This is a genomic window from Stutzerimonas tianxiuensis (assembly GCF_053470365.1).
Map to the genome: position 1 here is coordinate 101661 of NZ_JBPVWS010000012.1, position 13425 is coordinate 115085.

A 13425-nucleotide genomic window follows, 5' to 3' on the forward strand; every position below is an offset into this window, starting at 1 on the left:
CAGTAGCCGCCTCAGATTGCGAGCACGGCACTCTCGGGCCCTGTGAAAACGCCGCGAGCGATGACCAGGCAAGGCGAGAGGCCGAGCGCAGCCGTTTTCACAGGGTCTGGCTCAGGGTTTGAGAACGACCTTGATGCAGCCGTCATGCTTGTCGCGGAAGGTCTTGTACATCTCCGGCCCCTGTTCGAGGCTGACGCTGTGGGTAATGACGAACGAGGGGTCGATCTGGCCTTCCTGAATGCGCTTGAGCAGATCATCGGTCCAGCGGTTGACGTGGGTCTGCCCCATGCGGAAGGTCAGGCCCTTGTTCATCGCCGCGCCAAAGGGGATCTTGTCGATCAGGCCGCCGTAGACGCCAGGAATGGAGAGAATGCCGGCCGGGCGGCAGACATAGATCATTTCGCGCAGCACGTGCGGCCGGTCACTCTCCATCATCAGCGCCTGCTTGGCACGGTCGTACATGGAGTCGATGGAGCGCGCAGCGTGTGCCTCCATGCCCACCGAATCGATGCATTTCTCCGGCCCTTTGCCGCGGGTCAGCTCCTTGAGCCGCTCGAGCACGCTTTCTTCGTCGAAATTGATGGTGATGGCGCCACCGGCACGGGCCATCGACAGCCGCTCGGGCACGTTGTCGATGCTGATGACCTGTTCGGCGCCCATCATGATCGCGCTGCGGATGGCGAACTGGCCGACCGGCCCGGCGCCCCAGACGGCCACGGTGTCGGTGGGCTGAATGTCACACTGAGCCGCAGCCTGCCAGCCGGTGGGCAGGATGTCGCCGAGGAATAGCACCTGCTCGTCGGTCATGCCATCGGGCACCACGACGGGGCCGACATCGGCATAGGGTACGCGGACGAATTCGGCCTGGCCGCCGGCATAGCCACCGGTGAGGTGGGTGTATCCGTACAGCCCCGCGGTGGTATGGCCGAACACCTTGTCGGCCACGTCCTTGTTGCGGTTGGTGCGCTCGCACACCGAGAAGTTGCCGCGCCGGCACTGGTCGCACTCGCCACAGACGATGGTGAAGGGCACTACCACGCGGTCGCCGACCTTGAGCTTCTTGTTCGCCGAGCCAACCTCCATCACTTCGCCCATGAACTCGTGGCCCATGATGTCGCCGTGCTGCATGCCGGGCATGAAGCCGTCATACAGGTGCAGGTCGGAGCCGCAGATGGCACAGGACGACACCTTGATGATGGCGTCGCGGGGGTCTTCAATCGACGGGTCGGGTACGTGGTTGTCGCAGCGAATATCGTGCTTGCCGTGCCAGCGAAGGGCTCTCATTGGAAAAATCTCCTGCTTCGGTGTTCGAAAACGCCGCCGTGGTGGTTCTTCCTGATGATTTCGCCGCGATGCGGCAGCTGCTCCTGACCCGACTGCTGCCATGCGGCAGGGTATACGGCGTGCGTGCTATCAGATTTTTAGTAAGCACGATGGCGGCAGAGTTGCGGCAGATGACAACGAACCGGGCGAATCGCCGACGGACTGTCATGCGCGGTTCTGAGCCAAAGACGACGTCGCGGCCGTTTTGTTGCGCCGGGTTGAGGCTGATTCGCCGACCGTCGCCCCGCCGCCTTTGCCCTTGCCGAGAGCGAGCTGCCTCCTACTGAAAACATGAACGACGCCTCTGGCTGTTGTAGGAGCGAGCTTGCTCGCGAACCAAAGGTGAATGACGCCGCTCGGCGCGGGCTTATCGCCGCGCCATCACGCCCAGTGCTGCTATCGATCAGCCCTTGCCGGGGCGAATGGAGGCGTAGCCGTTGCGATAGCTGGAATATTGCGGCACCCACCCAAGCGCACGGGCGCGGGCGTTACTGCACCGTTTGCTGCCGGCGCGACGGGTCATCGTCTGTTCGGACCATTGGGTGACACCCAGCCGCTCGCGCAACCAGTCGACCACTTCGTGAAGGGGAGCCGGATCGTCATCCACGCCAAGGTAGCAATCCTCCAGGTCGCCACTGGCCAGATCGGTCTGCAGCAGACAGGCGAGCAATGCGGCCGCATCATCACGATGAATGCGGTTGCTGTATTGCGGCGGATCGCGCTCGACCCGCAGACCCGAGCGCACCTGGTTCTGCATCCACGGCCGCACCGGGTCATACAGCCCGGCCATGCGCACCCGCGTCGCCGGATAGCCGCATTCCAGCGCCAGCTGTTCCGCTTCAAGCATGACCTTGCCGGTGTAACCGGTGGGCTCGGTGGCCGAAGTCTCATCGATCCACTCGCCCCCGTTCTGCGCATAGACACCGGTGCTGGAAACAAAGAAAACGCGCTTCGGCCGCTGGCCACGCTGCTCCAGCCAGCCAAGCGCATGGCGCAGGCCCTCGACGTAGGCCTGCCGATAACCGGGCTCGTCGTGCTGGTTGGCCGAGGCGGCATACACCAGGTAGTCCAGCTTGCCGTTGGGCCAGCCACGCGGCACCTCACTCGAAGCGAGGTCACCACGGACCGGCAGGATCGGTACCGGCAGGCTCGCCGCCTGACGACGCAGACCGTACACCGTCCAGCCCGCGCGGCTCAGCTGCAGGCCGAGGCGAATACCGACATCGCCGCAGCCGGCGATCATTACAGAGGGTCGAGTTGCCATGGCGGTTGCTCCATAACCGATGCGGACCATCGATTCGGCCCGCCTTTCATGAGTGTACTGCTGTCAGCAGGATTCACGCTGATCACTTAATAAGGGAACGGCTGCTGGCCAGTTGGTTCGAACACGAGCAAAGGCTATGCTAGCCCGCACTCTGATGGAATAACCCTATGACTCTGACCGAACTGCGCTACATCGTCACGCTCGCCCAGGAATCCCACTTCGGCCGTGCTGCCGAACGTTGCCACGTCAGCCAGCCCACCTTGTCGGTGGGCGTGAAGAAGCTCGAAGACGAGCTTGGCGTCCTGATTTTCGAGCGGACCAAAAGCGCGGTTAGGCTGACGCCAGTTGGCGAAGGCATCGTCACCCAGGCGCAGAAGGTGCTGGAGCAGGCGCAGAGCATTCGCGAGCTGGCTCAGGCCGGCAAGAATCAGTTGGCCGCGCCGCTCAAGGTCGGCGCCATCTATACCGTCGGCCCTTACATGTTCCCGCACCTGATCCCGCAGCTGCACCGCGTGGCGCCGGACATGCCCCTGTACATCGAAGAGAACTTCACCCATATCCTGCGCGACAAGCTACGCACCGGCGAGCTGGACGCGATCATCATCGCGCTGCCGTTCCAGGAAGCTGATGTGCTGACCCTGCCGCTGTATGACGAGCCCTTCTATGTGCTGATGCCTGCCGGGCATCCGTGGACGAAGAAGGAAACCATCGACAGCGAGATGCTCAACGACAAGAGCCTGCTGCTGCTGGGTGAAGGTCATTGCTTCCGCGATCAGGTGCTCGAAGCCTGCCCGACCACGCGCAAGGGCGAGGCACCGAGCCACACCACGGTGGAATCCTCGTCGCTGGAAACCATCCGCCACATGGTCGCCTCCGGGCTGGGCGTGTCGATCCTGCCCTTGTCGGCGGTCGACAGCCACCACTACTCCCCTGGCGTGCTGGACATCCGTCCGCTGACGCCGCCGGTGCCGTTCCGCACGGTGGCCATCGCCTGGCGCGCCAGCTTCCCCCGCCCACGGGCGATAGAGGTGCTGGCCGATTCGATCCGCCTGTGCTCGGTGGCGAAACCGCCTGCCGACAAAGCCTGACGCGATGAGCGAGCTGGCGGCAGTCCCGGTGACTGCAATCAAGGGCGTCGGCGCAGCCCTGGCCGAAAAGCTCGCCAAGGTCGGCCTGGAAACCCTGCAGGACCTGCTGTTCCACCTGCCCCTGCGCTACCAGGACCGTACCCGCATCGTGCCCATCGGCGCGCTGCGGCCCGGACAGGATGCCGTAGTCGAAGGCACCGTCACCGGCGCCGATGTGGTGATGGGCCGGCGCCGTAGTCTGCTGGTGCGCCTGCACGATGGCAGCGGCAGCCTCAGCCTGCGCTTCTACCACTTCAGCCAGGCGCAGAAGGAAGCCCTCAAGCGCGGCACCCAGGTGCGCTGTTATGGCGAGGCCCGACCAGGTGCGTCGGGGCTGGAGATCTACCATCCCGAATACCGTGCGCTCACGGACAGCGAGCCCGTAGCGGTCGAGCAGACGCTGACGCCGATCTACCCGACCACCGAAGGCCTGACCCAGCAGCGCCTGCGCCAACTCACCGCGCAGGCGCTGGCTCGGCTCGGTCCGCACAGCCTGCCCGATTGGTTGCCCGAAGAGCTGACCCGTGATTACCGCCTGGCCAAACTGGACGAGGCGATTCGCTACCTGCACCGGCCGCCGCCGGATGCCGATCAGGAAGAACTTGCCGAAGGCCGCCACTGGGCGCAGCACCGTCTGGCGTTCGAGGAATTGCTGACGCACCAGCTTTCGATGCAACGCCTGCGCGAAAGCAGCCGCGCTCAGCACGCGCCGCCCCTGCCGGCTGCCCGCGAACTGCCGCAGCGTTACCTGCAAAACCTGGGCTTTCAACCCACCGGCGCGCAGCAGCGGGTCGGTGCCGAGATCGCCTACGACCTCGCTCAGGACCAGCCCATGTTGCGCCTGGTACAGGGCGACGTCGGTGCCGGCAAGACGGTGGTGGCGGCCCTCGCCGCCTTGCAAGCGCTTGAGGCGGGCTATCAGGTCGCCTTGATGGCGCCGACGGAAATTCTCGCCGAGCAGCACTTCATCACCTTCTGCAAATGGCTTGAGCCGCTCGGCATCGAAGTCGCCTGGCTGGCCGGCAAACTCAAGGGCAAGGCCCGTGCCGCGGCGCTGGAGCGCATCGCGGCCGGTTGCCCGATGGTGGTCGGCACCCACGCACTGTTTCAGGATGAGGTGCAGTTTCGTCGCCTGGCGCTGGTGATCATCGACGAGCAACACCGTTTCGGCGTGCAGCAGCGGCTGGCGCTGCGGCGCAAGGGCGTCGAGGGGCGGCTCTGCCCGCACCAGCTGATCATGACCGCGACGCCCATTCCGCGGACGCTGGCGATGAGCGCCTATGCCGATCTGGACACCTCGATCTTGGACGAACTGCCGCCCGGTCGTACGCCGGTCAATACCGTGCTGGTCGCTGACAGCCGCCGGCTGGAAGTCATCGAGCGGGTGCGCTCGGCCTGCAATGAAGGCCGCCAGGCCTATTGGGTCTGTACCCTGATCGAGGAGTCCGAGGAGCTGACCTGTCAGGCGGCGGAAACCACTTTTGAAGACCTGTCCGCCGCGCTCGGCAATCTGAACGTCGGGCTGATCCACGGTCGCATGAAGCCGGCCGAAAAAGCAGCGGTGATGGCCGAGTTCAAGGAAGGGCGCTTGCAGCTGCTGGTCGCCACTACCGTGATCGAAGTGGGCGTCGACGTGCCCAACTCAAGCCTGATGATCATCGAAAATCCCGAGCGCCTTGGACTCGCCCAGCTGCACCAGCTGCGCGGGCGGGTCGGTCGTGGCAGCGCGGCCAGTCATTGCGTGCTGCTCTATCACCCGCCACTGTCGCAGATCGGCCGCGAACGTCTGGCGATCATGCGCGAGACCTGCGACGGCTTCATCATTGCGGAAAAGGATCTGGAATTGCGCGGCCCGGGCGAAATGCTCGGCACCCGTCAGACCGGCCTGCTGCAGTTCAAGGTAGCCGACCTGATGCGTGATGCCGATCTGCTGCCTGCCGTGCGCGACGCAGCGCATGCTTTGTTGGAACGCTGGCCCCAGCATGTAAGCCCCTTGCTAGAGCGCTGGCTGCGTCATGGCCAGCAATACGGCCAAGTTTAACGCTCGTCGGTAAACCCTAACCGCACTAAGCATGAGGCTATACTGCGCCGCATGGGAATAAGACGGATCATGCTCATGAACTCGGCTGTTGATACTACTACTTCAGTTACGCCACCCGCGCTTATCGTCCAGCTTCTGGACAAGCTGGCGCTACCCTACCGTACATGCGACGACAGCCCTGAGCTGAACCCCGCCCAGCGCATACAAGCGGTGCTGGTCGACGATGCCATCGGTGCGCTGCTGGTGCTTTTCCCGCGCGACCATCTTCTTGATCTTTCCCGCGTGGGGGAACTCACCGGCCGTCAGCTGCTGGCGGTCAAGCCGGATCGGCTGACCCGCATGCTTTCCAAGCACAGCCTGCAGGTTCTGCCAGGCCTGCCGCCGCTGACCAGTTCACCCTGCCTGTATGAAGAGCGGCTGCTGCAGCAACCTGCGCTATTCATCGACAGCGGGCATCCCGGCCTGCTGCTGGAAATGGCCAGCCACGATTTCAAGCAGTTGCTCAGCAAAGCCAGCGCCGGCCAGTTCGCCGTTCCGTTGAGCACCATCCAGCCCAACCTCGACCGTCCGGAGGAGGACCGCGAGGAAATTACCAAGGCGGTGCAAAGCTTCACTGCCCGGCGCATTCAAAAGCGGCTGGAAGAAACCATCGAGATTCCTCCGCTGGCACAGACCGCACAGAAGATCATCAAGCTGCGCGTCGATCCGGACGCCTCCGTGGATGACATCACAGGCGTGGTCGAGACCGACCCGGCGTTGGCCGCACAAGTGGTCAGCTGGGCCGCTTCGCCCTACTACGCCGCGCCCGGCAAGATCCGCTCGGTGGAAGACGCCATCGTCCGGGTGCTCGGTTTTGACCTGGTGATCAACCTGGCGCTCGGCCTGGCACTGGGCAAGAGCCTGAGCCTGCCCAAGGACCAGCCGCAGCAAGCCACGCCCTACTGGCAGCAGTCGATCTATACCGCGGCGGTCATCGAAGGGCTGAATCGCGCGATTCCGCGGACTCAACGACCGGAGGCAGGCATCAGCTATCTGGCCGGGCTGCTGCACAACTTCGGTTATCTGGTGCTTGCGCACGTCTTTCCGCCGCATTTCTCGCTGATCTGTCGACACCTGGAGGTCAACCCGCATCTCGGCCACAGCGTGATTGAACAGCACCTGCTGGGGATTACCCGTGAGCAGATCGGTGCCTGGCTGATGCGTTACTGGGGGATGCCTGACGAGTTGTCGACAGCGCTGCGCTTCCAGCATGACCCGCACTATCAGGGCGAGCACGCCGGGCATGCCAACCTGGTCTGCCTGGCCGTTCAGCTGTTGCGTAACCGCGGCATCGGGTCCGGTCCCTACAGCGAGGTTCCGCAGGAACTGTTCGATCGCCTCGGGCTGAGCCGTGAGAAGGCAAACGACGTGGTAAACAAGGTTCTCGACGCCGAAGCGGCGCTACGCGCCTTGGCTACGCAGATTCATCCAGCGCCCTGAGCCCTGGCCAGCAGCGCCTTTCCCGGCGCTGCCGGCCGCAGGCCTCGCCTATCGCTTCCGTTGCAAGGCGACCTAGCCTTCCGCACGGAAGCTCACCCGCGCATCCACCAGCCCCTCCCCGACCTGACTGATACTGACTTCGGCGAGGCTCGCACCTGCCGCCTGCAGCTCATCGAACCAGCGCAACAGCGCGCCATAGGATGCCCCCGGCAGCGTGACCTGCAGGCTGCCATCATTGCCGAAGTCAAAACTCTCGATGGTCAGGCCGCTCTGTTGGGCGCTTTGCGTGACCAATCCCTGCAATTGATCCGGCGCCAGCGACACCGGGTTGCTGCGTGACATCTGCCGCGCCAGCTCAGTGTTCTGTTCAAGGTAGGCATGCAGCTCACGCTCCTGCTGAAAGTAAGCCTGCGCATCCCGCACGCGCTGCTGAGCGGGCGCCCAAAGCAGCAGGTAGAACAGCACCACAAGCAAAAAGGCACCAAGCAGGCTGAGCGACAGGCGCTCGCGGGGCTGCAGACGTTGCCAGCGCAGCCATAGCGGCGATTCAGCCAGGCGCACGCGCATCTGTTCTCTAAGGTTCATCCTCGGCCTCCAATCACCACTCGGGCGCTGACGGCATCACCGTCACGGCTGGCCGAGCCCAGCTGAACACTCTCCCCGGTCTCGCCCAGGCGCTGACGCAGCTGCTCGAGCGCGGCAAAATCGCTGGCGCGCACCTGCAGCGCGAGATCACCCCGGGCCTGGTTGAAATCAAGCTGCCCGATCGACACCGGAATACCCTCGGCCAACGCCAGCGCCACTTCATTCAGCAAGCGCATGAACTCGGCCGAAGCACCGGCGCTCTGGCCTATATGTTCGTCGAACTGCGCGCGCAGATTGACGATACGTCGGTCCTCGGGAAACAGCTCGGTGTACAGCGCCCGACTCGCCTCGGCATAGCGCTCGGCCTGGCTTTCCAGTGTCCAGGCCTGAACCAGGTTGAACACCAGCTGCACGGCCAACGCCAGCGCCAGCACGATCATTACCGGCTTCCATTGGCCCAGCCCGCTGCCCGCAGCCTGAATGGCGAAGTCACCCTGCGCAAGATTGAGCGCAGCGGCACGCCCCGACGCGAGAAAACGATAGGGCTCGTCAAGTTGCTGGTAGTCGTCCAGCGGAGCCGGCCCCACATCCAGGGTTCCGTGCCCGTGATGTGGCGCGGGACACTGACCGACCAGATGTGGCCATTGGGTACTCTCGAAGGCCAGTCGGGCTTCCGGGCTGCCACCGAGCAGTGCGCGGTCTTCGATGAACAGCAGCTGGGTGCCGTCACGTGGCAGCAAGTCGGCATCGACGTGGATCGCGACGATGGTCAGGCCCAGCGTCTTGAGATCCTGCAGCCAGTCGGCCAGCAGTTGTCGGCGGATGACAATGACCCGACGCCGCCCGTCTTCGAGCGCATCGCCATGGGTCAGGTGCAGATCATCGACGCTCTCGGCCAGCAGCTCCTCCACCGCGTAGGCCAGCGCCTGATTGACCCAGCGTGCCTTGCGCGTCGGCAGGTTGACTGCGAACGCACTGCACACCTCGGCCGGCAGCACCAGCGTTACCGCCGCCGACGCTCGTTCGATGACCTCCGCCAGCGGCATCCAGCCATCTTCGCCTTCGCCCGGCAGCCAGTAGACGCGGGTGTCGCGGTCGAACCGGGGGCCGCAGTCAGCGGGCAGAAACAGGCAGTCCATCGGCTATCGATCTCCGTCGTTGGTTGGTCGGGGCAGTCTTGACGGCTGTCCCAGGTTGCGTTGCAGCACCCGGACATCGCCGTCGTCCTCACGCCGCAATCGGCTCACCAGAGCCAGGCGGCGGTCCGCCAGGCGCACTTCGCTGATGGCCTGAAAGAATTGACTGGTCACCGCGAGATTGGTGCTTTGAAGTTGGACACCGCTGAGCGCGGGTTGCGCCATGAAACTGGCCGTGTCTCGAAACGGCGCAGCCTGACGAGTCTGTACCAGCGATTCGGCGGCGCTGGGACTGAGACTGTCGGCAAGGCTGGACAACACCAGGGCACTGGCCGTGTTGACGTTAAGCGGTGTATCCGCCGGCAGCGCCGTGACGTAGGGGGCCAGCCGTTGAAAATCCTCGTCACGCATGCCGAGCAGCAAGCGCAGTTCGGAGAGGTCTTCCAGCCGCCGGCCCGCCGTGCGATAGGGCGGGTCGAGCAGCAGATAATCGTTGTCCTCTGCACCAAACTCCCCGCTGGGCTGCTGGTCGCTGTCGAGCCAGTCCACCAGTCGCTCGCCATAGGGCTCGGTGATCTGCAGGCGCAGCAGCAACCGGCGAAACTGGGCAAGCGCTGCCGCGTTGGGTTGCTGCTCCTGCACCAGGCTGTTGAGGTTGAAGCGCCCGGCCAGGTCCTCGATCCTTACCTGAACCTGCCCCTGGCCTTCATCGAGATCGTAGGCGGGTTGCGGCAGCGCCCAGGCTTCGAGCAGATGGTCCACTGCCGGTTGCCCAGTGCCCTCGCCAGACAGCCGCAGATCGCGGCGTAGCAGGGTCTGCGCCAGCGCCTCGCCACCCAGTGCGTAGTGCCAGGCCTGGCGCGCCTGCAGCTGGTTGCCGGTGCCCCGGATCGACAACTGCTGACGCGCAATCATTCCGGCACAGATCACCGTGACGATGGCGACCACCAACAGCACCGTGATGAGCGCGACGCCGCGCTGCGCTTTCATTGCATTTCTCCCACGCCGCCAGGCTCCGGCACGCCCTGGGAGTCGGGCTGGATGAATTGCGGTGCCGGGGTCGGGCCGTCCGGCAACCGCAGCAGGCGGGTGATGGTGCCGTAACGCTGGTGATCAATGGAGACCTCCACGGCTAGCGGCAACCGCCTCGCCTGTTCCTCGGGATTACCACGTCCGAATTCGAACGGAGGCCATTCCTCGTGCCAGGTGTTCTCCGCGTCCAGATAGCGCAGCCGCAGCGCCTGCACGTTATCGAGCACGGGCTGCACCCGTGCCTCACTGTCCACATCGCGGTCGAGCACGACCCAGTAGACCCGTTCCAGCGTGTCGCCAGCCAGCCGCCAGCGCACCCGCTGCAGGTTGGCCCTACGCATACCGGTGGGGTTACGCCAGCCGCTGCGGGTCAGCTCCAGTGATACGCCGTCCGCAGCGCCGGCCATCTGGCCGATGAAAGCATTCTGCTCGTCGCCGTAGCCATCGCGCACCGGTCGCGGCATGGCCTGAATCAGGTCCCGCTCCAGACTCCACATCGCGCGCCCCAGTTCTCGCAACTGGACTTCCTGTGCGCGGACCACTTCGTCGCTGCGCATCACCGCTTCGAGCATGCGGTAGGTCGCCAGTCCCAACAATGCGAACAGCGCAATGGCTATCAACAGTTCAAGCAGCGTGAAACCCGCCATGGCGCGACGCGTGCGGATGCTCATGGGTCGACGCCAACGAAGCCCGTGAGACTGGTCACCGCGCGTTCTTCGATAGGGCCAACCGCGCCACCGCGCCGTTGCTCGGCGGCCGCGACCCAGACGCGGATGCGCAGAAGACCGGGCGTACCGCTGGTTTCCACTTCGCTCAGGGTCTGCCATGGGCGCCCACCAAACTCCAGGCGGGTATCTTCACGGCCAACGCTCGGTGCCGGTTGTTGCAACTGCAGCTCGGTGAGGCGGTTATCGGCGATCCAGCCGGCCAGGGTCAGCGCTTCCAGTCGCCCGGCATTGCTCACGCTGCGGCCGGCCGCCGTCAACACCACCGCCGCGACAATGGCAAATATCGCCAACGCCACCAGCACCTCAAGCAGGGTGAAACCGCTCGAACGCGCCGGGGAGGGGTTCATCGACGCTGCTCCAACGGTTCAGCACGCGGCATCCGGAAGCCATCGCTGGACACCGTCCAGCGGCTCCCTCCGGGACGCTGGTCAGACAGGGTCAGGGTGAACGGGGATAGCTCGCCACTGGAGAGAATCAGCAGCTGCGGCTGCACGCGGAGGGCACGCCGCCGCTCACGGTCTTCATCATCGGACAGGCCCGCCGGGTCATCCTCGCGCTTGACCGGGGCGACCAGTTGCAGCGGCGTGCCGTCGAGCTCCAGCTCCAAGCGCATCCACTCGGGCGCCTGGTGCGCTTCGCGATCACCAACATCGCGCCAACGCGCATCGGCTTCGTCGTAGCTCATCGCCCGATAACCGTCCCGGTCGAACAGCAGGCCGTATTCGCGGCTATCGAGGACGGCTTCGTCGGCCATCAGGCTGATGAGGGTGGCTACGCGTTGCGCTTCGCCGCGGATCTCACGCGATGAGCTGGTGTTGCCGGTCGACAGCACGGCCAGGCCCACTAGGCCGCCAAGGATGACGATCACCACCAGCAGCTCGATCAGCGTGAAGCCGCCTTCCCGGCGCGCCTGGGGCATGGATCAGAGGTCCCAGTTACCGATGTCCGCGTTCAGGTCGGAGCCGCCCTGCTTGCCGTCAGCACCATAGGAATACAGGTCGTACTGGCCTTGGGTGCCGGGCGACAGGTACTGGTATTCGTTACCCCATGGATCCTTCGGCACACGCTTGAGGTAGCCGTCGCGGTTCCAGTTCTTCGGCTGCGGATTGCCGCCCGGCTTCTCCACCAGCGCATCCAGCCCCTGCTGGGTGCTGGGATAGGCGTAGTTATCCAGTTTGTACATGTCGAGGGCAGCGCCGATGGCCTTGATATCGCCCTTGGCCACGGTGACCTTGGCCTGATCCGGGCGGTTCATCACCTGCGGCACCACCAGCGCGGCAAGAATCCCCAGGATCACCACCACGACCATGATTTCGATAAGGGTGAAGCCACCCTGTTTGCGACTGTTCAACGTCATTCTCACTAGCCCACCAGTTGATTGAGAGAAAGGATCGGCAGCAGGATCGCCAGCACGATTACCAATACCACAGCCCCCATGAACACCAGCATGAAGGGTTCGAAAAGTCCCACCATCAGCGAAATCTGTGCGGCCAGATCGTTCTCCTGGTTACGCGCGGTGCGCGCCAGCATCTGATCCAGCTCGCCGGATTTCTCGCCGCTGGCGATCATGTGCAGCATCATCGGCGGAAACTCGCCCGTCGCGTCCAGCGCGCGGGTCAGGCTGCCGCCTTCGCGCACGCGCTGCGCCGCCTCGATGACCTTGTCACGAATGCGCAGATTGGCGATCACCGCCGCGGCGATCCCCAGCGCATCCACCAGCGGCACACCGCTGCGCGTGAGGATTGCCAGCGTCGAGGCGAAACGCGCGGTGTTGGTCGCCCGCGCCAGCCGCCCCACCAGCGGAATCCGAAGGATGAAGGCATGCCAGCGGCGCTTGATCTTCTCATCACGCAGCGCTTGGCGCATGGCCAGGGCGGCGGCCACGATGCCAATGAGCATCAGCCAACCCCAGTTCTGCACCACTTCGCTCACCGCGATCAGCCCTGTGGTCAGGGCCGGCAGTGCCTGCCCGGTGTTGACGAACACCTTCACCACATCCGGCACCACATAGCCCAGCAGCAACACCACGATGGCCAGCGAGGCCACCAGCAGGATCACCGGGTACAGCAGCGCCAGTTGAATCTTCTGCCGCGACTGCTGGCGCTGGTCGGTGTAATCGGCCAGCTGATCGAGCACCAGCCCGAGGTGACCAGCATGTTCGCCCGCCGCGACGGTGGCGCGGTAAAGCTCGGGGAACGCCGAGGGATATTCGCGCAGCGAGCCCGCCAGGCTATGCCCTTCCATCACCCGCGCCCGGACGGCCAGCAGCATCGACTTGATCTTCTGGGACGACGACTGTGCCGCCGCCGCACGCAACGCTTCCTCGATAGGCAACGCCGCCTGCACCAGGGTCGCCAGCTGCCGGGTCACCAGCGCCAGGTCTCGCGCCGACAGCCCGCGGCCAAAGGCGAAGCCGCCCCCGCCAGTGTCCTCCTTGGCCTTGGCCTGCTTGACGTCCAGTGGCGACCATTGCTTCTCGCGCAACAGCTGCCGCGCCTGGCGTGCGCTGTCCGCCTCGATCAGGCCCTTCTGCTCGCGACCACGCGGGTCCAGGGCGATGTATTCGAAAGCTGCCATCAGCGCTCAGCCGTTGCAGTCAGGCGCGGCAGTGCACAGCCGTTCAGGCAAAAGCGCCTCGGGGAGGTCGCCTGCCCAACGCCGCCGTGGGCACTGGGGATGTATTCAGAGCTGATCATGGCCTGGGCTGCGG

13 protein-coding genes are annotated in these 13425 nt (G+C 64.7%); 3 read left to right on the top strand and 10 right to left on the bottom strand.

Translation table 11 applies throughout. The features are described from left to right. Positions 1 to 111 precede the first annotated feature (111 nt). The gene (locus ACSSNI_RS15910) at positions 112 to 1284 is read right to left on the bottom strand and encodes a zinc-dependent alcohol dehydrogenase (protein ID WP_102837171.1); all 1173 of its coding nucleotides are present in this window, start codon (positions 1282 to 1284) and stop codon (positions 112 to 114) included. Positions 1285 to 1726: 442 nt separating this feature from the next. After that, on the bottom strand, positions 1727 to 2587 hold the full coding sequence (locus ACSSNI_RS15915; protein ID WP_200640404.1) for a Rossmann-fold NAD(P)-binding domain-containing protein: 861 nt from the start codon (positions 2585 to 2587) through the stop codon (positions 1727 to 1729). Between the two features lie 167 nt (positions 2588 to 2754). Between ACSSNI_RS15915 and ACSSNI_RS15920 the strand changes: the two genes are divergently transcribed. The 3 genes from ACSSNI_RS15920 (at position 2755) to ACSSNI_RS15930 (ending at position 7234) form a co-directional block, all read left to right on the top strand. Then, a complete protein-coding gene (locus ACSSNI_RS15920; protein WP_102837173.1) occupies positions 2755 to 3675 on the top strand; it encodes a hydrogen peroxide-inducible genes activator in 921 nt (306 codons plus the stop codon). A 4-nt stretch (positions 3676 to 3679) separates the two neighbouring features. After that, the gene (recG, locus tag ACSSNI_RS15925; protein WP_200640402.1) at positions 3680 to 5755 is read left to right on the top strand and encodes an ATP-dependent DNA helicase RecG; all 2076 of its coding nucleotides are present in this window, start codon (positions 3680 to 3682) and stop codon (positions 5753 to 5755) included. A 75-nt stretch (positions 5756 to 5830) separates the two neighbouring features. Beyond that, positions 5831 to 7234 (top strand): aminoacyl-tRNA deacylase and HDOD domain-containing protein, encoded by a 1404-nt coding sequence (locus tag ACSSNI_RS15930; RefSeq protein WP_200640400.1) that lies wholly within the window; start codon positions 5831 to 5833, stop codon positions 7232 to 7234. 72 nt (positions 7235 to 7306) lie between these two features. Here the strand turns inward: ACSSNI_RS15930 and ACSSNI_RS15935 are convergent, their stop codons facing one another. The 8 genes from ACSSNI_RS15935 to xcpS are packed head-to-tail and all read right to left on the bottom strand — an operon-like array spanning position 7307 to position 13292. Then, on the bottom strand, positions 7307 to 7819 hold the full coding sequence (locus tag ACSSNI_RS15935; RefSeq protein ID WP_200640398.1) for a type II secretion system protein M: 513 nt from the start codon (positions 7817 to 7819) through the stop codon (positions 7307 to 7309). Then, positions 7816 to 8958, bottom strand: a complete 1143-nt coding sequence (gene gspL, locus ACSSNI_RS15940) for a type II secretion system protein GspL (RefSeq protein ID WP_200640395.1) — start codon at positions 8956 to 8958, stop codon at positions 7816 to 7818. Before gspL ends, ACSSNI_RS15935 begins: the two co-directional genes overlap by 4 nt. Positions 8959 to 8961: 3 nt before the next feature. Further along, the gene (gene gspK, locus ACSSNI_RS15945; RefSeq protein ID WP_200640393.1) at positions 8962 to 9945 is read right to left on the bottom strand and encodes a type II secretion system minor pseudopilin GspK; all 984 of its coding nucleotides are present in this window, start codon (positions 9943 to 9945) and stop codon (positions 8962 to 8964) included. Next, on the bottom strand, positions 9942 to 10658 hold the full coding sequence (gspJ, locus tag ACSSNI_RS15950; protein WP_200640391.1) for a type II secretion system minor pseudopilin GspJ: 717 nt from the start codon (positions 10656 to 10658) through the stop codon (positions 9942 to 9944). Before gspJ ends, gspK begins: the two co-directional genes overlap by 4 nt. Further along, on the bottom strand, positions 10655 to 11062 hold the full coding sequence (gene gspI, locus ACSSNI_RS15955; protein ID WP_200640389.1) for a type II secretion system minor pseudopilin GspI: 408 nt from the start codon (positions 11060 to 11062) through the stop codon (positions 10655 to 10657). The genes gspJ and gspI overlap by 4 nt, the downstream gene beginning before the upstream one ends. Continuing rightward, positions 11059 to 11634, bottom strand: a complete 576-nt coding sequence (gene gspH, locus ACSSNI_RS15960; protein ID WP_200640387.1) for a type II secretion system minor pseudopilin GspH — start codon at positions 11632 to 11634, stop codon at positions 11059 to 11061. The genes gspI and gspH overlap by 4 nt, the downstream gene beginning before the upstream one ends. Before the next feature lie 3 nt (positions 11635 to 11637). Further along, positions 11638 to 12072 carry a type II secretion system major pseudopilin GspG gene (gspG, locus tag ACSSNI_RS15965; RefSeq protein ID WP_159969382.1) on the bottom strand — a complete coding sequence of 145 codons (435 nt, stop codon included), beginning with the start codon at positions 12070 to 12072 and terminating at the stop codon, positions 11638 to 11640. Between the two features lie 5 nt (positions 12073 to 12077). Further along, on the bottom strand, positions 12078 to 13292 hold the full coding sequence (gene xcpS / locus ACSSNI_RS15970) for a GspF family T2SS innner membrane protein variant XcpS (protein WP_200640385.1): 1215 nt from the start codon (positions 13290 to 13292) through the stop codon (positions 12078 to 12080). Between the last annotated feature and the right edge of the window lie 133 nt (positions 13293 to 13425).